This window comes from Streptacidiphilus sp. EB103A (assembly GCF_041261405.1).
GTDB lineage: Bacteria > Actinomycetota > Actinomycetes > Streptomycetales > Streptomycetaceae > Streptacidiphilus.
The window spans coordinates 63,854-83,762 of the sequence record NZ_JBGCAQ010000018.1 but is presented as its reverse complement, the minus strand read 5'-3'; the positions used below and the strand labels follow the sequence as shown (position 1 = coordinate 83,762).

Below are 19,909 nucleotides of genomic sequence, written 5' to 3'. Positions count from 1 at the left end.
GCGTGGGGCGATCTGCAGGTAGTGCCTGTCAAAGCTGAGGATCGCGGGTGCCGGCAGGCGTTGGGCAAGACCAATTTAACCGCGTCGGCCAGCCCCAGCCGCATTCCCTGGTACCGCCGCAGCGTCTGCTCGGCCTCGGCATAGACCAGCCGGTCGACCACGGGGGTCGGCAACCGCGATACGCGGCGCATCGCCGGTCATTGGCCCAAGCCCTGCCGCAGCAGGTCATCGCTGCGCTCAGCCAGGTCCTCGGCTCCCTCGAACACGGTCCGGGCTGCGCCCGGAGACCGCCGCCAGGTCGCGCAGCAACTGCGCCTCGACCTCGGCGATCTCGGCCGCGCTCAGCACCGGCTCGAAGACCGGGAGCTGAGACGGCCCCTGGCCGCGTGCCCGACGCTCGGCCTCCACCACCGCGGTGACGCGATCCCGCACTCCCGACCAGGCTGCCTGCGTGTTCATGGCCCCCCTTTCGACGACGAGCTCGGACGGTAGTCCATGCCACCGACACTCGGCGCCCACCACGACGGCTCACGTCCGGTTGAGTGCCCATCACCCAGATCAGCGGAACCTGCGGGTTCGTTGGCCGGAGTCAGAAGGTGATGACCGTTGCGCCCTCCAGGGTGAAACGCAGGAATTCGTCGCGGGCCACTCGGAGGGTGAAACCACGTTCCGTGAGCTCGGCTTCGGTTCCCTCGGCGCGGGCTGCGTTGATGCAGGCCCCGACGACGACACCGCCTGCGATGAGCTCGTCGATCTGGCGGTTGAAGGTGGCGACGGCTGCCGAGTCGCCCCTGTCCGTGAGGCGGCGCTGTGCCGGCCCGAAGCAGAGGACCTCGACGCTGCTGCCTTGGTCGGGGGCGATCTCCTGGATCCGTTGGGCGATGCGGCTCCCGGTGGCGATGGAGTCGTCGTCGTCATGGAACACGTGGATAACCGTCTTGGGCATCGGGGGCATCTCCGCTCGTCGCTCGCGTCATGGAACGGCAAGACCATAAGGGCATCCCACTATAAAAGACTGATCGTCTCATTATATAGACTCCACTCGTTGCGCTGAACAGTCGCACTCACCTCCCTTCCTCCCGGCTCATCCGACACATTCCATCGAATGCATGTTCGAGAGATGCCCCTATGATGGATGGGAAGGCTGTGGTCCGAGGGTCGGATGGGGAGGGGAGCGGGTGACTGGCAGGAGGCGGCTGTGGTGTTTACGCATCTGCGTGCCGTCTCCGGGTTCTCCGCCCGCTTCGGGGCCAGCCATCCGGAGCGGCTGGCCGAGTGCGCCGCCGAACGCGATCTGGACGCGCTCGCGCTGACCGACCGGGACACCCTCGCCGGCACCGTCCGCTTCGCCAAGGCCTGCCGGGAGGCCGGGGTCCGGCCGCTGTTCGGGGTGGACCTGGCACTGCCCAGCCATGCGGACGCGACACCCGGCCAGGCGCAGGCCCAAGCGCATGGCCAAGGGCAGCCCCAGTCCGCCGTGCGCCGCCGTACCCCCGTGCGCGGGGGCGCGTTCGTCGACGAGAGCGCCCCGCGCGGGGTGTTCCTGGCGCGCGACCGGGCGGGCTGGGCCGCGCTGTGCGCCCTGGTCACGGCCGCGCACGCGGACGGCAGCGGCACGCCCGCCCTCGGCTGGCCCGATCTCGAACAGATCGCCGACGCAGCGGCCGGCCACCTCTTCGTGCTGCTCGGCCCCGGCTCCGAGGTCGGTGCCGCGCTCGCGGCCGGGCGTCCGGACCGTGCCGCCCGGCTGGTCGCGCCCTGGCGGCGGCTGTTCCCCGGCGCCCTGCGCCTGGAGGCCGTCCACCACCCGGTCGCGGCCACCGCGGGCACCGGCCCCGGCAGCCTGCGGCTGGCCGCCCGCACCCTGGCCTTCGCCGAGGAGCAGGGCCTGCCCGCCGTGCTCACCAACCAGGTCCGCTACGCCGACCCCGGCGGCCGGCGGCTCGCCGACGTCCTGGACTCGGCCCGGCTGCTGGTGCCCGTCGACGCCCGCAAACCGCAGCAGCGGGACAGCGGCGAGGGCTGGCTCAAGGACTCCGGGGACATGGCCCGGCTCGCCGAGCAGATCGCCGACGCCGCAGGCCAGGGCCGCGACGGGGCCCGTCGGCTGCTCGCGGAGACCCGCGAGGTCGCCGCGGCCTGTCTGGTGGATCCGCAGGACGACCTGGGCCTGGGCACGGTGCACCTCCCCGAGCCCGGGCTGGTCGGCGCCGACCGTCGCGGTCCCGACCGGGTGCTGCGCTCGCGCTGCGCCACCGCGATGGTCCGCCGCGGCTACCACCGCCGTCCCGACCAGCGCGAGTACTGGAAGCGCCTGGACGACGAACTGGACACCATCGCCCGACTGGGCTTCGCCGGCTACTTCCTCACCGTCGCGCAGGTCGTGGACGACACCAGGGCGCTGGGCATCCGGGTCGCCGCACGCGGCTCGGCGGCCGGGTCCCTGGTGGTCCACCTGCTCGGCATCGCCACCGCCGACCCGGTCGAACACGGGCTGCTGATGGAGCGCTTCCTCTCGGTCCGCCGCCGGGCCATGCCCGACATCGACATCGACGTGGAGTCGGCCCGGCGGCTGGACGTCTACCGGGCGATCTTCGAACGCTTCGGCGCCGAACGTACCGCGACCCTGGCCATGCCGGAGACCTACCGGGTCCGCCACGCCATCCGCGACACCGGTGCCGCCCTCGGCCTGGACCCGCAGACCATCGACCGCCTCGCCAAGGCATTCCCGCACATCCGGGCCAAGGACGCCCGCGCCGCCCTCGCCGAACTGCCCGAGCTGCGCGCCGTCGCGGCCGAGGACCACGGCCCGCTCTGGGAACTGGTCGAGGGCCTGGACGGGCTGTCGCGCGGCACCGCCATGCACCCCTGTGGCGTGATCATCTCGGACGCCTCGCTGCTCACCCGCACCCCGGTGGTGCCCACCCCCGGCGAGGGCTTCGCCATGTCGCAGTTCGACAAGGAGGACGTGGAGGACCTCGGCCTGCTGAAACTGGACGTCCTGGGCGTCCGGATGCAGTCGGCGATGGCGCATGCCGTCGCCGAGATCGCCCGCGCCACCGGCGAGCGGATCGACCTGGACGACCCGGCGCAGGTCCCGCCCGAGGACCCGGCCGCGATGGCGCTGATCCGCTCCGCCGAGACCCTGGGCTGCTTCCAGGTCGAGTCGCCGGGCCAGCGCGACCTGGTCGGACGGCTGCAGCCGGAGACCTTCGAGCACCTGGTGGTGGACATCTCGCTGTTCCGGCCGGGGCCGGTGGCGGCCGACATGGTCAAGCCCTTCATCGAGTCCCGGCACGGCCGCCGTGCCCCCGGCTATCCGCATGAGCATCTGGAAGACGCGCTGAAGGAGACTTACGGCGTGGTCATCTTCCATGAGCAGGTGATCGAGATCATGCACATCATGACCGGCTGCGACCGGAGCATGGCCGACGAGGCCAGGCGCGGGCTGTCCAAGCCGGAGAGCCAGGGCCGGGTCAGGGCCTGGTTCGGCGAGGGCGCGCGCAGGCGGGGATACTCGGCGGAGGTGATCCGCCGCGCCTGGGAGATCCTGGAGGCGTTCGGCGCCTACGGCTTCTGCAAGGCGCACGCCACGGCCTTCGCCGTGCCGACGTACCAGTCGGCCTGGCTCAAGACCCACCGCGCCGCCGCCTTCTACGCCGGGATCCTCACCCATGACCCGGGGATGTACCCGAAGCGGCTGCTGCTCGCGGACGCCCGGCGGCGCGGGGTGCCGGTGCTGCCGCTGGATGTGAACCGGTCCGAACAGGATTTTAGAATCGAACTGGTGTCTGATGAGAACTCCCGGAACGGACGCTGGGGCGTCCGGATGGCCCTGTCCGAGGTCCAGGGCATCACCGAGGCCGAGGCCGCTCGGATCGTCTCGGCCAGGGTCGGACAGCCCTACGGCTCGCTGCCCGACCTCTGGCGCCGGGCCCGTCCCTCCCGTCCGCTCGCCGAACGGCTGGTCCAGGTCGGCGCGCTGGACCAGCTCGCCCGCGGCGCGGGCCGGCGCGACCTGCTGCTCCAGCTCGCCGAGCTGCACCGGGAGGACCGCGGCCGACCCGGCGACGGCCAGCTCCCACTGCTCGCGGCCGACCCGGACGCGCCCGCCGACCGCTCCGGCCTGCCCGAGCCCGACGCCGACGAACGGCTCGGCGCCGAGCTGGACATTCTCGGACTCGACGCCTCCCGACACCTCATGACGACCCATCACGCCTTCCTGGAGGAGCTCGGAGTCACCTCGGCGGCTCGGCTGCGGCAGACCCGCCACGGCGCGTCCGTGCTGGTCGCGGGCATCAGGGCGGCCACCCAGACGCCCCCGATCCGCTCCGGCCGCCGGGTCATCTTCACCACCCTGGACGACGGCAGCACCGCGGGCCTGGTCGACCTCGCCTTCTTCGAGGACAGCCACCCCCGCTGCGCCGCCGTGGTCTTCCACCACGGCCTGCTGCTGGTCAGGGGCATCGTCCAGCGGCGCGGACGGCAGAGCCTCAGCGTGGTCGGCAATGCCGCCTGGAGCCTGACCGAGCTGGCCGAACTGCGCCGCACCGGCGGCCTGGAGGCCGTCGCCGCCCGCCTCGCGGCCGATGCCGCCCCTGAGCCCGGGGCCGCCGAGCCCGGGGCCGCCGAGCCCGGGGCCGCCGAGCCCGGGGCCGCCGGGGCCGATCCCGCGCAGCCCGGCCCCGAGCAGTCCGGCCCCGGGCGACCTGGCCACGAGCAGGGCGCCCCCGCGCAGCCCAGCCGCAGCATCCGGATGTCCACCGGCTACGAACTCCACCCCTGGGCCGACCTCAAGACCCCCGGCAGCCCGGTCGCCGACACCCGCCGCCTCTGGCATTCCAGCCCCGGGAGCGCGGGATGACCAACCGTCAGATCGCCATCCTGCACGTCGTCCTGCACCGGCCCGGCGTCACCGCCCCGCTCACGGCCGAGGTCTACGACCGGGTCCTGGACCTGCTGCGCGGCGTCACACCCGTGGTCGAACCGCTGCCCCCGGACGCCGCCCTGCTCGATGTCCGGGGCGCACAGCGCTACTTCGGCGTCGACGCGGTCCAACTCGCCAAGCGGATCAGGGTCCAGGCCCTCGTCCAGCAGGACGTCGACTGCACCATCGGCCTCGCCGCCAACCCCCTGCTGGCCCGGCTCGCCGCCAACTCCTCCACCACCGGCGGGATCCACGTCCTGGCCGACCCCGAAGCCGCGCGGGCCTTCCTCGACCCGCTGCCGGTCCTCGCCCTCCCCGGGGTCGGCCAGGCCACCGCCCGTACCCTCGGCGGCTACGGCCTGGACACCGTCGGCCGACTCGCCGCAGTCCCGCTGCCCACCCTCCAGCGCATCCTCGGCGCCTCCGCGGGCCGCCAACTCCACCAGCGCGCCCGGGGAATCGACCCCACCCCGGTCGCCACCGGCACCCCCACCCGCTCCCTGGCCGCCGAGCACGGCTTCGACCGCGACGAACTCGACCCGGTCGAACACCGGCGGGCGCTGCTCGACCTCACCCACCACCTGGGCGCCCGGCTCCGTACCGGCGGCCAGGCCACCGGCGCGCTCACCCTCACCGTCCGCTACGCCGACCGCTCCACCAGCACCCGCAGCCGCACCCTCGCCGAACCCACCGCACACACCCCGGCCCTGACCGCCACCGCCTACCGGCTCCACGAGGCCCTGGGCCTGCAGCGGGCCAGGGTCCGCGGCATCACCCTCCGCGCCGAGGGCATCCGCCCCGCCGAGCTGGCCCCGCACCAGCTCAGCCTGGACCCGGCCGACGACCGAGCCCACCGCATCGAAGCCGTCATCGACCGCACCACCACCCTCTTCGGCACCACCGGCCTCACCAGAGCCTCCCTACACCGCGCCGCCTGACCGGCGCCTGCGCTACGGGCGCCCGGGGGAGGCGGGGCGCCGCCGCGGCTCAGGGCGGCAACGGTGGCGCCATGTAAGCCACCCACAGCTGCCGCCAACCAGCACCAACGCTCTGCTGACCAGCCAGGCCGCACCCCCACTGGGGTCGCTCGTCTCTTAGGCTGAAGACATGAAGCTGCGCTGTGCCGTCCTCGACGACTACCAGAACGTCGCCACCTCCATGGCCAACTGGACCCCGCTCGCCGGCGAACTGGACGTCGTCAGCTTCACCGGGCACTTCGCCACAGAGGACGAGCTCGTCCGCGCGATCGAGTCGTTCGACGTCGTCGTCACGCTGCGCGAGCGCGTCCGGTTCCCGGCCGCGCTGTTCGAGCGGCTGCCGCGGCTCCGGCTGCTGGTCGCCTCCGGGATGCGCAATGCGTCGATCGATATGGACGCTGCCCGCGAGCACGGGGTGACCGTCTGCGGCACCGCCAGCAGCTCCACCCCGCCGGTCGAACTGACCTGGGCGTTGCTGCTGGGCCTCGCCCGCGGCCTGGTCACCGAGAGCACCGCGTTGCGCGGTGGCGGTCCCTGGCAGAGCACGGTCGGTGCGGACCTGGCCGGACGTCGACTCGGGCTGCTGGGGCTGGGGAAGATCGGCAGCCTGGTGGCCAGGGTCGGGCTGGCCTTCGGCATGGAGGTGACGGCCTGGAGCAGCAACCTCACCAAGGAGCGGGCCGACGAGGTCGGCGTCGAGCTCGCGGCCGGCCTTGACGAACTGCTGGCCACCAGCGACTTCGTCTCGGTCCACCTCGCCCTCGGCGACCGCAGTCGCGGCCTGCTGGGGACGGCGGAGCTCGCCCTGATGAAGCCGACGGCCTACCTGGTCAACACCTCCCGCGCCGCCATCGTCGACCAGGACGCGCTGCTGGCCGCGCTCCGCGAAGGCCGGATCGCCGGCGCAGGACTGGACGTCTTCGACCAGGAGCCGCTCCCGGCCGACCATCCGATGCGCTCCGCGCCCCGGCTGCTGGCCACTCCCCACCTGGGCTATGTCTCCGAGGGCAACTACCGCACCTACTTCACCCACGCCGTCGAGGACATCCAGGCCTACCTGGCCGGAACCCCGCTCCGCCGCCTCAACTGAGCAGTCGTCACACAAAAAGCAAAGCAGAAACAGAAAAGGTGCACCATGACCCTCCTCCCGCTGTCCTCCTCCCTCGCCGCCGCGCTGGCCGAGGGGCCGCTGGTGCTGGACGGGGGGATGTCCAACCAGCTGGCCGCCGCCGGCCACGACCTCTCCGACGAGCTCTGGTCGGCCCGGCTGCTGGCGGACCGTCCGGAGGCGATCGTCGCGGCGCATGCCGCCTACTACGCGGCGGGCGCGCAGGTTGCGATCACCAGCAGCTACCAGGCCACCTTCGAGGGCTTCGCCCGGCGCGGCCTCGGGCGCGCCGAGGCGGCGGCGCTGCTGCGGCGCAGCGTGGAACTGGCCGACCGGGCTCGCAGTGAAGCCGCAGGCGAGGGACCGAGGTGGGTGGCCGCCTCGGTCGGCCCGTACGGGGCGATGCTCGCGGACGGCTCGGAGTACCGCGGTGACTACGGGCTGAGCGTCGCCGAGCTGGAACGCTTCCACCGGCCGCGGATGGAGGTGCTCGCGGAGGCGGGCGCCGACGCGCTGGCCCTGGAGACGGTTCCGGACGCGCGCGAGGCGGAGGCGCTGCTGCGCGCGCTCGACGGGCTCGGCGTCCCGGCCTGGCTCAGCTACAGCGTCGACGGGGAGCGCACCCGGGCCGGGCAGCCGCTGGCCGAGGCCTTCGCGCTCGCCGCGGGCGTCGACGCGGTGATCGCGGTGGGCGTGAACTGCTGCGACCCGCAGGACGTGGAGCGGGCGGTGGCAGTGGCGGCCGAGACGACCGGCAAGCCGGTGGTCGTCTACCCGAACAGCGGCGAGACCTGGAACGCGCAGAGCCGGGCCTGGGAGGGCGCCGCCCATTTCGACGGCCACCAGGTCGACGGCTGGGTCAAGGCCGGCGCGCGCCTGGTCGGCGGCTGCTGCCGGGTCGGTCCCGACGCGATCTCCGCCGTCGCCCGGTCGTTGCAGAACCGCTGACCCTTCGTCAATTTTCGGGACAGGGAGCAGATCTGGGCATCCCTTCGCGGACTCGGGACTTCGCCACCGACGTGCGTCACAACTCTTGACGTGTCACCGGAAAGCCCCAACTATTGGGAGCGCTCCCACCGAGCCGCATGGAAATCGATGCCTGTGGGACACCACATTCACCCTGTCCGCACCTGCCTGACAGGAGGTCAGTACCTGTTGTGGATGGGAGCGCGCCCAGTCGCGCCCACCACTCACCGGTGACCACCACTCACCGTGAGCACACGGAACAGCGCGTCCCTTCAGCATTCCCCCACCCCGGCCCGCCGGGTCCCGGACTCGGACCCGTCGGCCGTCGAAGGAGTACGACTGCCATGTCCGAATCCCTGTCCCGAAGGCGTTTCGCCATCGCCGCGGTCGGCACCGCGATGGCGGCGGTGAGCGGAGCGCCGGTCATCGCCAAGGCCTGGGCGGACCGCCCGCAATCCGTATCCGTCCTGCCCGGGGTGACCCCCTCGACGGACGCGTACACCCAGGCGTTCCTGACCCAGTACGCCAAGATCAAGAACGCGGCGAACGGCTACTTCAGCCCCGAGGGGATCCCCTTCCACTCCGTGGAGACGCTGATCGTCGAGGCGCCGGACCACGGACACCAGACCACGTCGGAGGCGTTCAGCTTCTGGTTCTGGCTGGAGGCCACCTACGGCCGGGTGACCGGTGACTGGACCGCCTTCAACAGCGCCTGGACGACGGCCGAGCACTACATCATCCCGCAGCACATCGACCAGCCGACCAACAGCTCCTACAACCCCTCCTCGCCGGCCACCTACGCACCCGAGTGGCCGGACCCCAGCAGCTACCCCAGCCCGCTCGACACCTCGGTGTCGGTCGGTCAGGACCCGCTGGCCAACGAGCTGACATCCACCTACGGCACCTCGGACATCTACGGGATGCACTGGCTGATGGACGTCGACAACACCTACGGCTACGGCAACACCCCCGGCACCGGCGCGGAGACCGGCCCCACCGCGACCGGGCCCTCGTACATCAACAGCTACCAGCGCGGCTCCCAGGAGTCGGTCTGGGAGACGATCCCGCAGCCCTGCACCGACCTGATGAAGTACGGCGGGACCAACGGCTACCTCGACCTGTTCGTGAAGCAGAGCGGCGCCTACGCCACCCAGTGGAAGTACACCAACGCCCCTGACGCCGACGCCCGTTCGGTCCAGGCCGCGTACTGGGCCTACCGCTGGGCCTCGGCCCAGGGCGCGTCGAGCCAGGTCGCCGCCTCGGCGGCGAAGGCCGCCAGGATGGGCGACTACCTGCGCTACTCGCTGTTCGACAAGTACTTCAAGCAGATCGGCAGCTGCACCAGCCCCACCGGCTGCACCGCCGGGTCCGGGCGCAGCTCCGAGCACTACCTGATGGCCTGGTACTACGCCTGGGGCGGGGCGGAGCCGGGCGGCGGCTGGGCCTGGCGGATCGGGGACGGCGCCTCCCACCAGGGCTACCAGAACCCGATCGCGGCCTGGGCGATGTCCAACGTGGCCGCGCTGACCCCGATGTCGCCGACCGCCAAGGGCGACTGGACCAGCAGTCTGGCCCGGCAGCTGGAGTTCTTCCGCTGGCTCCAGTCCGCCGAGGGCGCCATCGCCGGCGGCTGCACCAACAGCTGGAACGGCGCGTACGCCACGCCGCCCGCGGGCGACCCGACCTTCTACGGCATGGCCTACGACTGGGAGCCGGTCTACCACGACCCGCCCAGCAACAACTGGTTCGGCATGCAGGCCTGGGCGATGGAACGGCTCGCGGAGTACTACTACGTGACCGGGAACGCCGCCGCCAAGACGATCCTGGACAAGTGGATGGCCTGGGCCGCCTCCAAGACCACGGTCACGTCGAGCACCTTCTCGATCCCGTCCACGCTCAGCTGGAGCGGCCAGCCGGACACCTGGAACGCGAGCAGCCCGGGGGCCAACGCCTCGCTGCACGTCACCGTCGCGGCCTTCGGCAACGACGTCGGCGTCTGCGCGGCCTACGTCAAGGCGCTGACCTACTATGGCGTCAAGTCCGGCAACACCACGTACACGGCTCTCGCGAAGAGCCTGCTGGACGTGATGGCGACCTTCGCCGACGCCAAGGGCATCGCGGTACCGGAGACCCGCACCGACTACAGCCGCTTCAACGACCCGGTGTTCGTGCCCAGCGGCTGGTCGGGCAAGATGCCCAACGGAGACCCGATCGCCCCCGGGGCCACCTTCCTGTCCATCCGTTCCTGGTACAAGAACGACCCGTCCTTCCCGAAGGTCCAGGCGTACCTCAACGGCGGTGCGGCGCCCTCCTTCACGTACCACCGCTTCTGGGCACAGGCGGACATCGCGATGGCCTACGCGGTGTACGGGGAGCTGGTCGCGGGCGGCGGCAGCACCGGCGGGGACACCACCCCGCCGTCGGCGCCGACCAACCTGGCCGTCACCGGAGTGACCAGCAGCACCGTCTCGCTGTCGTGGACGGCCTCGACCGACAACGTCGGCGTGACCGGCTACGACGTCTACCGGAACAGCGCGTTGGCCGGTACCACCACCACGGCGACGACGTTCACCGACACCGGGCTGAGCGCCTCCACGGCGTACAACTACTCGGTCGTGGCGACGGACGCCGCCGGGAACCTCTCGGCCGCGTCCAGCACGGTGAGCGCCACCACCAGCGCCGGTACCGTGACCACCGGCACCGTCAAGGCGCAGTACAAGAACCTGGACTCCTCTCCGGGCGACAACCAGATCAAGCCGGGCCTGCAGGTGGTCAACACCGGGACCACCCCGCTGGCCCTGTCGACGGTGACCATGCGCTACTGGTTCACCAGCGACGGCGGCGCGAACACCTTCAGCACCAACGTCGACTACGCGGTCATCGGCTCCGGCAACGTCACCCACTCGGTGGTCGCCGTGCCCGCCGCCAAGACCGGCGCCGACCACTACCTCCTGGTCGGCTTCACCGCCGGCGCCGGCAGCCTCGCCGCAGGCGCCTCCACCGGTGAGATCCAGAACCGCTTCAACAAGACCGACTGGTCCAACTTCACCGAGACCAACGACTACAGCTACGCCACCAACACCTCCTACGCCGACGCCCCCAAGGTCACCGTCTACATCAACGGCACCCTCGCCTACGGCACCGAACCGTCCTGAGGCCGGTGAGCGGCAACGGGTGGATTCCCTCAGCGTTCTGCCGGGGGAGTCCACCCCGTGAGGTGTTCAGTCCGGGCTGCCGCCCCAGCGAAGCAGCCCCGCGCCGAGGGACATCCCGCCGCCGAAACTGCCGATCAGTACCAGGTCCCCGGTTGTGAGCGAGTCCGCCTCGTTCGCGGCATCGAGGGTGACCGCGCAGGAAGCACTCCCGACATTGCCGTAGCGCTCCAGGGTGCGGTGCGTACGGGCCTGGGACAGCCCGGACCGCTCGATGAGCTCGGTGAGCAGTACGCCGTTCGGCTGGTGCGGGACGACATGCTGGATGCGCTCGCGGGCGATGCCGGTGGAGGCGCACAGCCGCTCGACCGCGGGTGGGAAATTGGCCATCACGAAGTCCCTGACGTCCCTTCCCTCCATCCGGAAGAAGTGCTGACCCTGCGCCAGCGTCTCGGGAGAGGCGGGCAGCCGGCTGCCGCCTGCCTCCACTCTGATCAAGCCGCTGGCATCGCCGCGGCTGCCCAGTTCGAAGCCGAGGAACCCGTAGCCCTCGCGGACCGCGCCGACGACGGCGGCCCCCGCACCGTCGCCGAGCAGGACGGCGGTGCGGCGGTCGGAGAAGTCCAGGATGCGTGAGTAGACGTCGGCGGCGACCACCAGGGCATGGCTCCCGGGACGGTCGGACACCAGGCTGCGGGCCAGGGCCAGTCCGTACACGAAACCGCTGCACACCACGTTGATGTCGAAGCAGGCGGCATGGACCGCGCCCAGCTCGCGCTGGACGTGGTACGCGGTGGGCGGCTGCGGGGAGTCCGGGGTGGAGGTCGAGACGATGAGGTAGTCAAGTTGCTCCGCCTGCAGTCCGGCGCTCTTCAGAGCGGGGATCGCCGCGCGCAGCGCCAGGTCGGAGGTGGCTTCGTCGTCGGCCGCGTAGCGGCGGCCGACGATCTGCGTCTTGCGCTCGATCCACTCCGAGGGAACCCCGACCCGCGCGGCGACCTCCTCGTTCCCTACGTGCCGTTCCGGTACATAGGATCCTGTCGCCAGGATCCCGATGGCCTGCTGCGACATGTTTGCTTCCGCCTTCCGTGGACTTCGGCGTTCCGGAGGTACGAGGAGTTCCAGGGGTGCGCTGAGCCGGGGTCAGGCGTAGGTGTAGAAACCACGCCCGGTCTTGGTCCCCAGCAGGCCGCCCTCCACCATCCGGGCCAGCAGCGGCGGCACGGCGTAAGCGGGCTCGCGGAATTCGTCGTAGAGGGCGCGCCCCACTGCAGCGATGGTGTCGAGTCCGATGAGGTCCACCAGCGCGAGTGGGCCCATGGGATGGGAGCAGCCGAGCTTCATCCCTGTGTCGATGTCCTCGGCCGTGGCGAACCCGGACTCCAGCATGCGGATCGCCGCGAGCAGGTAGGGGACCAGCAGGGCGTTCACCACGAACCCCGCACGGTCCCCGGAACGAATGACCGTCTTGCCCAGGACGTCGGTGACGAAGGCCTCGGTCACCGCGGACGCGGACGCGTCGGTCAGCAGCGAACTGATGACCTCGACCAACGGGAGCACCGGCGCAGGGTTGAAGAAGTGCACGCCAAGAACCCGGCCGGGGCGCTCGGTGGCCCGGGCCAGCTTGATCACCGGGAGCGACGAGGTGTTGCTGGCGAACACGGCCCCGGGGTCGGAGACGATCTTGTCAAGCGCGCGGAAGACCTGGAGCTTCGCGGCTTCGTTCTCCGGGACGGCCTCGAACACCAGTTGCCGGTCGGCCAGTTCGCCGATGTCGGTGGTGAAGGAGATCCGGCTCCGTACGGCCTCGGCGTCGGTCGCAGTCAGCTTTCCCCGACGGGTCGCCGCGGCCAGAGAGCGTTCGATCCGTGTTCGGCCGCGAGCCTCGGACTCGTCGCTCGACACATTGACGAGAACCCCGGTTCCCGCCCTGGCGCAGATCTCCGCAAGACCCGCGCCCATCACGCCGCAGCCGACGATGCCTATCCTGTGCAGGCGGCGTGCCGCCACCACGGGCGCCTCGGGCATCGCGGGAGTCCCGATGGGGGTGTTCATGAGCGGGCCCGCTCTCCGTGGCAGGACGGCCGGAGCGGGTTGAGCCGATCGGCCCCGATCTGCTCGCGCAGTTCCGGGTCGGTGACGCCCAGTCCTTCCTTGGGGGCCAGGCACAGCACACCGACCTTGCCGACGTGCTGATTCTGCTGGACCAACCGGGCGGCCTCGCCGACCTGGGTCAGCGGATAGCTGGTGGAGAGGACCGGGGAGATCCGGCCGAGGCTGAACAGCCGCGCGCATTCGGCCTGTTCGAGCAGGTTCGCGGCATGGCAGCCCAGGATGCGCTTCGAGTTCATCCACAGGTAGCGGTTGTCGTACTGGTGCTGATAACCGGTACTGGAGCCGCAGGTGACAACGGTCCCGCCACGACGCACGACGAAGGTGGAGATCCCGAAGGTCGCCTGCCCGACGTAGTCGAAGGCGACATGGGGATCCTCGCCCACGTGCTGCCGAATCAGCTTCCCGAGCCGCTTGCCCTGCTGGACGGCTTGCTCCGGAGTCGACACGCCGGTCAGGCCGATCTCGTTCCGGTTGACCACCACCTCGCAGCCCAGGTCCCGGGCTGCTGCCACCTTGGCCTCCGAGCCGACCACACCGACGGGGATACCGCCCGCACTGCGCACCAGCTGCACGGCGAAGGCGCCGAGGCCGCCGGTGGCGCCCCAGACCAGGACGATGTCGCCGAGCTTGATCCGGGCTCCCTTGTCGCTGATGAGCATCCGATAGGAAGTGGAGGCGGTGAGCATGCTGCTGCCCGCCTCCTCCCACGTGAGGTGGGCCGGCTTGCGGACGAGTTGACTGGCCTTGGCGACCGCGTAGTGGGCCAGGCCGCCGAAGTTGGTCTCGTAGCCCCATGCCCTTTGTCCCTCGCTGAGCATGCTGTCGGCATGGGTGGCGGGCTCGTGGTCGTCCGTCTGGATGCAGGAGACGACGACGTGGTCGCCCGGGTGCCAGCGGCTGACCCCGGCCCCGGTCCGGACCACGACGCCGGCGGCGTCGGAACCCACGACCTGGTACGGCCGGTCATGCCGGGCGGCCAGGCCGCCGAGGCGTCCGTACCGCTCCAGGAAACGGAAGGTCGGAATCGGCTCGAACGTCGCCGACCAGACGGTGTTGTAGTTGATGGAACTGGCCATCACGGCGACCAGGACCTCGTCCGGGGCCAGTTCAGGCATCGGGACCCGGCCGACATGGAGTGACTTCCGGACGTCCTTGTCGGCCACACCCTGGAACATCCCCTGGTCCGCAGCGCTGAGATATGCGCCGAGGTACTCCTCCGGGAGAGGCTCCCGTTCGATCTCCTCCGGGCCCGCTCCTCGGAGGAGGGCCTCAGCCAGCGAATCCACGGTGACCTCTTTCCTTGTCCCGGTGCTGCTGCCGGTACCCACGCTCACATCAATGATCCTGGTCGTCGAAGGCCGGGAACAGGCAGAACCGACGGCAGAAGCACGCCTGCCACGGTGGCCCGGCCGGTCCTACAGCAGGGTGCCCGCCTCGCGGGCCACCGCGGCGACGTGCTCCAGCGTGGGTTCCCGGAGGATGCTCGGCAGCTGGGCCATGAGAGCCCCTTCGGCCGTCTCGACGAGTACCTCGCGACTGATGCCGGCCAGCATCGCCAGCAGCGCCAGGGAGTCGCCGCCGAGACGGTGGAAGTTCGCCTGGCCGTCCAGCCGGGACCGTTCCACACCGAGGGAACGCGCCCAGATCTGCGCTATGGCGTCCTCCACCGCGTCCACCGCGGTCTCCGCCCTGGCTGCGGGGCGGGCAGGGGCGTCGCCGGCGAAAGGGTCCGGCAGAGCGGCAGCGTCCACCTTGCCGTTGACGGTGTAGGGCAGCTCGGGTACCGCCACGATGGCTGATGGAAGCATGTAGACCGGCAGCAGTCCGGCCAGGTACTGCTCCAACTCCTCGGCGGCGACAGGATGCGGGGTCACGACATAGGCGTAGAGCGCCTTGCCGGTCTGCCTCCGGCGGGATGCGGCCACGACGACGGCTCGGTCGACCCGGTCGTGGCTCTCCAGGGCCTGTGCGACCTCTGCCGGCTCCACCCGGAATCCGCGCACCTTGACCTGGTCATCGGCCCGGCCGATGAACTCCAGCTCTCCGGAGGGGAGCAGCCGGGCCAGGTCGCCCGTGCGGTAGACCCGGGTACCGTCCGCTAGGACGGGGAAGCGGTCCCGGTCGAACTCCGGCCGGCCCAGATAGCCCCGGGCTACTTGGTCACCGCCCAGATACATCTCGCCGACCTCGCCGGGAGTGACGAACCGCCGCTCGGCGTCCAGCAGGAACACCTTGGTGTTGTCGCCAGGGAGGCCGATGGGGACGGCTGCCGCGGCACTGTCCCGCTCGGCGTCGAAGAGGTGGGAGGTGCAGCCCACGGTGACCTCCGTCGGCCCGTAGAGGTTGACGACCCGGCACTCGGGGCCGAACTTCTCCTGGGCCCGCAGCGCCACGTCCGTCCTGAGCTGCTCTCCGACCACGACCACGCTGCGGAAGTCCTCGGCGGGCCGCAGATCGAGCCGGCTGATGAGGTCGAGATGGGAAGGCGTCAGCGTCAGGGTGTTGGCGCCGGATTCCCGCAGCAGCCACCGCAACGAGACATGGTCGGGCTCGTCCCGCATCAGCACCACGCGGCCCCCGACCAGCAGCGGAAGGAAGACAGAGGTCTTTGACAGGTCGAAGGAGAGGGCGGCCAGCAGCGGCAGACGGGTGTTCTGGTCGAACTCGAAGGCGCGGATGCCCCAGTGCGCGTAGTTGGCGATGCTGTGGTGCTCGATCTGAACGCCCTTGGGCTGCCCAGTGGATCCGGAGGTGAAGATGATGTAGGCCAGGTCGGCCGGGCTGATCACGGCGTCCGCGATGTCGGCCGGGGCGTCGGCCGCGGCGAGGTCGTCCAGGAGCACCGGGGTGCAGCCATCCGGAGCGAAGTCCCGCTGCTCATGCGGGCGTTCGACCAGGCAGTGGCTGCTTCCCGAAGTCGCCAGCAGTGTCGCGAGCCGATGGTCGGGGTGGCGGACGTCCAGCGGCAGGTAGCAGGCGCCGGTGCGCAGCACACCCCACAGACCGGCGAAGGCGGCGACCGTCCTGCCCGCGAGCAGACCTACCACGCTGCCGGGCCCGATGCCCCGGCTACGGAGTCGGGCGGCGACCGCGTCGGCACGCCGGCTGAGCTCGGCATAGCTGACGTCGCCCTCCGGACCGCTCAGCGCGACGCGGTCGGGAGTGCGCTCGACCTGGTGCCGGAACAGTTCCACCACGGAGAGCTCACTGGGGAGTGCGCGCTCGGTACGGTTGCCTGCCCACTCGCGGCGAGAGCGCGGCGAGAGCGCCTCTTCGATCACATCCAGGACCTCGTCCGCGAGCTCGGCGACGCCGGGTCCCTGGAACCAGGTGAGGGTGATCTCGGTGAGGCCCGAGGTCTCGGCCAGGTTGATCTCGGGCGGGCTGCCCGGATTGGCGCCGCCCAGCGGGTAGAAGGCGGAGGCCTGGAAGCTGTCGGCGGAGAGGTCTGCCAGGTCCACTGCGCCCAGGTGGGACACAATGGCCCGGCCGCTGTAACGGTCGTCGAGTCCGGCCTTCCGGTCCAGGTCGGCGATGCCGGCACGTAGGAGGGTCAGCGGCAGGGAGAGGACAGCGGGGTCGACTCCGCCGGTGAGCTCCTCCCGGTCGGCCAGAGCGGTGAGCATCCTGCCGTGGATCTCCTCCCAGCCCGCTCCGGCGGTGACGTCCAACTGCAGCGGCTGCGAAAGCAGCGCGGTGGACCGGAGACCGGGCGCATGGCGCCGGAGGTCCACCGGGACGGCGAAGCGCCCGGAGCCGTAGCGAGCTGCCAGCGCGGCGGCCACCTTCGCGGTCGCTGCCGGATGCACACCGTCGACGGTGCGGCGCCGCCATAGCAGGCCGGAGGCTTCGGCCGCGCGGGGGCCGACCGGTGACGGACAGTCACCGGTCGGCGGGTCCGCCGCGGCGGGGGGCTCCTGCGGCGCGCAGATCTGCCGCAGCAGTTCATCGCTGTTGACCGTGTTGTCCGAGCCCAGCGGCGGTATGCCACGCATCACCCGGAACACGTCCAGCACCCAGTGCAGCAGTCCACGCCCGTCCATGACGGCATGGGCAGCCCGGAACACGACCGTGGCCGGATCGTCCGGTACGAGAAGTACCTCGCAGGTCGGCCCGGAGTCCGGAAGCGGGCGCCTGAGCTCCGGCGAGTCGAGGTCCGCGCGGAGGAACGGCCCGCCTTCGACGGCTCGCACCTCGGGAGTGACGCCGCTGTCCACCCACCGCATGTCCTGGCGGATCAGCCGGGAGCCGGGATTGGCGGCGGAGGCGACCGCCACGGCCTCCCGCAGTACCTCCGGGTCCAGTCCGCCGTGGCCTTCGACAACGAAATTGATGACGGAGCAGTTCGGCTCCAGGCCCAGGAACACCCATTCCAGCGCGGACACCCGCCGCTCGTAGTCCGGCTCGGCGGCCGTGTTTCCGGTCTGCCGGGGTGCGGGACCGGAGGGAGCGTCCAGGGGGCCGAACCTGACCGCCCAGTCGCTCACGAAGCCGGCTGTGGACTCGCCCGTCATAGGGGTGCTCCCTTTCGTGGAGGTGCGTCGGGGCAGATGGCTGTCCGAGCAGGAGCGCCTGGTCAGACGCTCTGGGGCAGCAGTTCGCGGGTGACCAGGTCGGCGAGTGCCTGCTGGTGCTCCGCCAGGTAGAAGTGGCCGCCGGAGAAGACGTGCAGCGCGAACGGGCCGGTGGTGTGGGCCTCCCAGGACCGTGCCTCCGACGGGGTGATGGTGCCGTCGTCGTCGCCCACCAGGACGACGACGGGGCAGCCGAGCGGTGGTCCAGGTCGGTACAGGTAGGTCTCGATCGCCTGGTAGTCGCTGCGCATCGGTGGAAGGATCATGCGCAGCACGGACTCGTCATCCAGGATGCGGCTGTCGGTCCCGCTCAAGTGGTGGAGATGGGTGACCAGTTGGTCATCGGGCAGCAGGTGCACGGCGCCGTCCGGCTTCCCGGCCGAGGGCGCACGCCGGGCCGAGACGAACAGTGCGGACGGCTCCATGCCGAGCCTGCTCCGCATGCGCAGGCCCAGCTCGAACGCGATCATCGCGCCCATGCTGTGCCCGAACAGGGCCAGCGGCCGGTCCATGAGCGGCTCCAACGCGATGAAGGCCTCGTCGGCGAAGTCCGCGACCGAGGTGAGCCGGGGATGGTGGAGCCGGTCCTGCCTGCCCGGGTACTGCACCGCGAGTGCCTGGACCCGTGGCGCGAGCGCCTCGGACCACGGACGGAAGTAGCTCGCGGACCCGCCGGCGTGCGGGAAGCAGACCAGGGTCGGAGCCTGGTCGGCGGCCGAGTGGAAACGGCGTATCCAGACGTCGTCGAGTACGGGATCGGTCATGAGGCAGTGTCTCCGGTCGGTCGGGGTGCGCGGTCAGTTTCCGGGCCGGGATGTCCCCGTGGCCGCGGCGAGACGCCGGGCGGGCCGCACCCGCAGGCGGAGGTAGTCGGAGACGCCTTCGAGGAGCCGGTCGGCGTCCTCGTCGGAGGTGTACGGCGCCAGTCCCACGCGGACGCCGCCGTGGTCGCCGAGGCCCAGTCGGTGGGAGGCCGCGACCGAGTAGAAGGTGCCGGCTCCGGTGTCGACCCCGCGTTCGGCAAGGTACTGGAACAGGTCGAGGGGTTCCCGGCCCTCCACCGTCATGAGCATGGTCGGGGTGCGCCGCCGGGCCCGGGCGTGCAGGGTGACGTCGCTCAACCCGCGGAGTTCCACCTCGATACGGGAGCGCAGGGCGTCCTCATGGGCTTCGACCAGTCGCATCGACGACACCAGCCGGCTGCGGCGGTCGGTGGCGGCCACTGCTGAACCGGTCGGTTCGGCCAGGCCGGCCAGGAATTCGACCGTGGCGGTGACCCCGGCAAGGACCGCGTAGGGCAGGATACCGAGCTCGAAGCGCTCGGGCACGCTGTCGGTCGAGGCCTGCAGCTTGTCGGGTGAGAGGTCGTACAGCAGTTCCGGGCGTGCGGCGAGGACGCCCAGGTGCGGACCGAGGAACTTGTACGCGGAGCAGGAGACGGAGTCGGCGCCCAACCGGTCCAGGTCCACACTCGCGTGCGCGCTCAACTGGGCCGCGTCCACGTGGACCACGGCGCCGACCCGGTGTGCCGCCCGGGAGATCTCCAGAGTGTCGGGGCGGGTCCCGATCAGGTTGGAGGCGGCGGTGACGGCGACCAGGCGGGTCCGCTCGGACAGCACCTCACGGATGTGCTCCGGGAGCAACTCCCCAGTGGCAGGATCGAAGTCGGCCCAGCGGACGACCGCCCCGGCCTCCGCCGCAGCCTGCACCCAGGGCCGCACATTGCACTCGTGGTCGAGCCGGGTCACCACCACCTCGTCGCCGGGCCGCCAGGTCTTGGCCAGCGCCCGGGAGAAGTCGTACACCAGCTGCGTCGAGCTGCGCCCGAAGACCACACCTCCCGGGTCGGCGCCGAGGAAGTCGCCCATGGCGCGGCGGGCTTCGAGGACGATGGCCTCCGCGTTCCGCTCGCCGGCGGTGCTGCCGCCGCGGTTGCACAGCGGACCCGCGAGCGCCTGCGCGATCGCGTCGATGACCGGCTGCGGCACCTGGGTGCCGCCGGGGCCGTCGAAGTGGGCCGATCCGGCCTTGAGGGCGGGTATCCGGGCCCTGAGGGCGTTGATGTCATAGCCAGGTGGACGAGTCACGAG

13 protein-coding genes are annotated in these 19,909 nt (G+C 71.2%); 5 read left to right on the top strand and 8 right to left on the bottom strand.

The genetic code is table 11. The features are described 5' to 3' along the window. Nucleotides 1–237 precede the first annotated feature (237 nt). Nucleotides 238–459 carry a hypothetical protein gene (locus ABH941_RS27900; RefSeq protein ID WP_370132296.1) on the bottom strand — a complete coding sequence of 74 codons (222 nt, stop codon included), beginning with the start codon at nt 457–459 and terminating at the stop codon, nt 238–240. Nucleotides 460–589: 130 nt separating this feature from the next. Then, a complete protein-coding gene (locus ABH941_RS27895) occupies nt 590–946 on the bottom strand; it encodes a hypothetical protein (protein ID WP_370132295.1) in 357 nt (118 codons plus the stop codon). A gap of 216 nt (nt 947–1,162) precedes the next feature. Between ABH941_RS27895 and ABH941_RS27890 the strand changes: the two genes are divergently transcribed. The 5 genes from ABH941_RS27890 (at nt 1,163) to ABH941_RS27870 (ending at nt 11,133) form a co-directional block, all read left to right on the top strand. Continuing rightward, complete coding sequence (locus tag ABH941_RS27890; protein ID WP_370132294.1) at nt 1,163–4,864, top strand: DNA polymerase III subunit alpha; 3,702 nt, start codon at nt 1,163–1,165, stop codon at nt 4,862–4,864. Next, nucleotides 4,861–5,865 (top strand): hypothetical protein, encoded by a 1,005-nt coding sequence (locus tag ABH941_RS27885; protein ID WP_370132293.1) that lies wholly within the window; start codon nt 4,861–4,863, stop codon nt 5,863–5,865. The genes ABH941_RS27890 and ABH941_RS27885 overlap by 4 nt, the downstream gene beginning before the upstream one ends. Before the next feature lie 169 nt (nt 5,866–6,034). Further along, on the top strand, nt 6,035–6,994 hold the full coding sequence (locus ABH941_RS27880; protein ID WP_370132292.1) for a D-2-hydroxyacid dehydrogenase family protein: 960 nt from the start codon (nt 6,035–6,037) through the stop codon (nt 6,992–6,994). 45 nt (nt 6,995–7,039) lie between these two features. Beyond that, entirely contained in the window at nt 7,040–7,960 is a 921-nt protein-coding gene (gene mmuM, locus ABH941_RS27875; RefSeq protein WP_370132291.1) for a homocysteine S-methyltransferase, read from the top strand. A gap of 362 nt (nt 7,961–8,322) precedes the next feature. Then, a complete protein-coding gene (locus ABH941_RS27870; RefSeq protein WP_370132290.1) occupies nt 8,323–11,133 on the top strand; it encodes a glycoside hydrolase family 48 protein in 2,811 nt (936 codons plus the stop codon). A 66-nt stretch (nt 11,134–11,199) separates the two neighbouring features. Here the strand turns inward: ABH941_RS27870 and ABH941_RS27865 are convergent, their stop codons facing one another. From ABH941_RS27865 to ABH941_RS27840, 6 genes are all read right to left on the bottom strand, one after another. Then, nucleotides 11,200–12,201, bottom strand: coding sequence for a 3-oxoacyl-ACP synthase III family protein (locus tag ABH941_RS27865; protein WP_370132289.1), 1,002 nt, complete (start codon nt 12,199–12,201; stop codon nt 11,200–11,202). A gap of 72 nt (nt 12,202–12,273) precedes the next feature. Next, nucleotides 12,274–13,185, bottom strand: a complete 912-nt coding sequence (locus ABH941_RS27860) for a 3-hydroxybutyryl-CoA dehydrogenase (protein ID WP_370132287.1) — start codon at nt 13,183–13,185, stop codon at nt 12,274–12,276. Further along, a complete protein-coding gene (gene ccrA / locus ABH941_RS27855) occupies nt 13,182–14,531 on the bottom strand; it encodes a crotonyl-CoA carboxylase/reductase (RefSeq protein ID WP_370132417.1) in 1,350 nt (449 codons plus the stop codon). Before ccrA ends, ABH941_RS27860 begins: the two co-directional genes overlap by 4 nt. Nucleotides 14,532–14,660: 129 nt before the next feature. Further along, nucleotides 14,661–17,759: an amino acid adenylation domain-containing protein gene (locus tag ABH941_RS27850; RefSeq protein WP_370132286.1), complete on the bottom strand. Its 3,099-nt coding sequence runs from the start codon at nt 17,757–17,759 to the stop codon at nt 14,661–14,663. A gap of 62 nt (nt 17,760–17,821) precedes the next feature. Further along, a complete protein-coding gene (locus ABH941_RS27845; protein WP_370132285.1) occupies nt 17,822–18,583 on the bottom strand; it encodes a thioesterase II family protein in 762 nt (253 codons plus the stop codon). Nucleotides 18,584–18,616: 33 nt separating this feature from the next. Continuing rightward, nucleotides 18,617–19,906 (bottom strand): cysteine desulfurase-like protein, encoded by a 1,290-nt coding sequence (locus ABH941_RS27840; RefSeq protein WP_370132284.1) that lies wholly within the window; start codon nt 19,904–19,906, stop codon nt 18,617–18,619. Nucleotides 19,907–19,909 lie beyond the last annotated feature (3 nt).

What these genes read in the sequence shown, in the direction of transcription:
- ABH941_RS27900 (WP_370132296.1), bottom strand. Translation starts at nt 459, where the DNA reads ATGAACACGCAGGCAGCCTGGTCGGGAGTGCGGGATCGCGTCACCGCG.
- ABH941_RS27895 (WP_370132295.1), bottom strand. Translation starts at nt 946, where the DNA reads ATGCCCAAGACGGTTATCCACGTGTTCCATGACGACGACGACTCCATC.
- ABH941_RS27890 (WP_370132294.1), top strand. Translation starts at nt 1,163, where the DNA reads ATGGGGAGGGGAGCGGGTGACTGGCAGGAGGCGGCTGTGGTGTTTACG.
- ABH941_RS27885 (WP_370132293.1), top strand. Translation starts at nt 4,861, where the DNA reads ATGACCAACCGTCAGATCGCCATCCTGCACGTCGTCCTGCACCGGCCC.
- ABH941_RS27880 (WP_370132292.1), top strand. Translation starts at nt 6,035, where the DNA reads ATGAAGCTGCGCTGTGCCGTCCTCGACGACTACCAGAACGTCGCCACC.
- mmuM (WP_370132291.1), top strand. Translation starts at nt 7,040, where the DNA reads ATGACCCTCCTCCCGCTGTCCTCCTCCCTCGCCGCCGCGCTGGCCGAG.
- ABH941_RS27870 (WP_370132290.1), top strand. Translation starts at nt 8,323, where the DNA reads ATGTCCGAATCCCTGTCCCGAAGGCGTTTCGCCATCGCCGCGGTCGGC.
- ABH941_RS27865 (WP_370132289.1), bottom strand. Translation starts at nt 12,201, where the DNA reads ATGTCGCAGCAGGCCATCGGGATCCTGGCGACAGGATCCTATGTACCG.
- ABH941_RS27860 (WP_370132287.1), bottom strand. Translation starts at nt 13,185, where the DNA reads ATGAACACCCCCATCGGGACTCCCGCGATGCCCGAGGCGCCCGTGGTG.
- ABH941_RS27850 (WP_370132286.1), bottom strand. Translation starts at nt 17,759, where the DNA reads ATGACGGGCGAGTCCACAGCCGGCTTCGTGAGCGACTGGGCGGTCAGG.
- ABH941_RS27845 (WP_370132285.1), bottom strand. Translation starts at nt 18,583, where the DNA reads ATGACCGATCCCGTACTCGACGACGTCTGGATACGCCGTTTCCACTCG.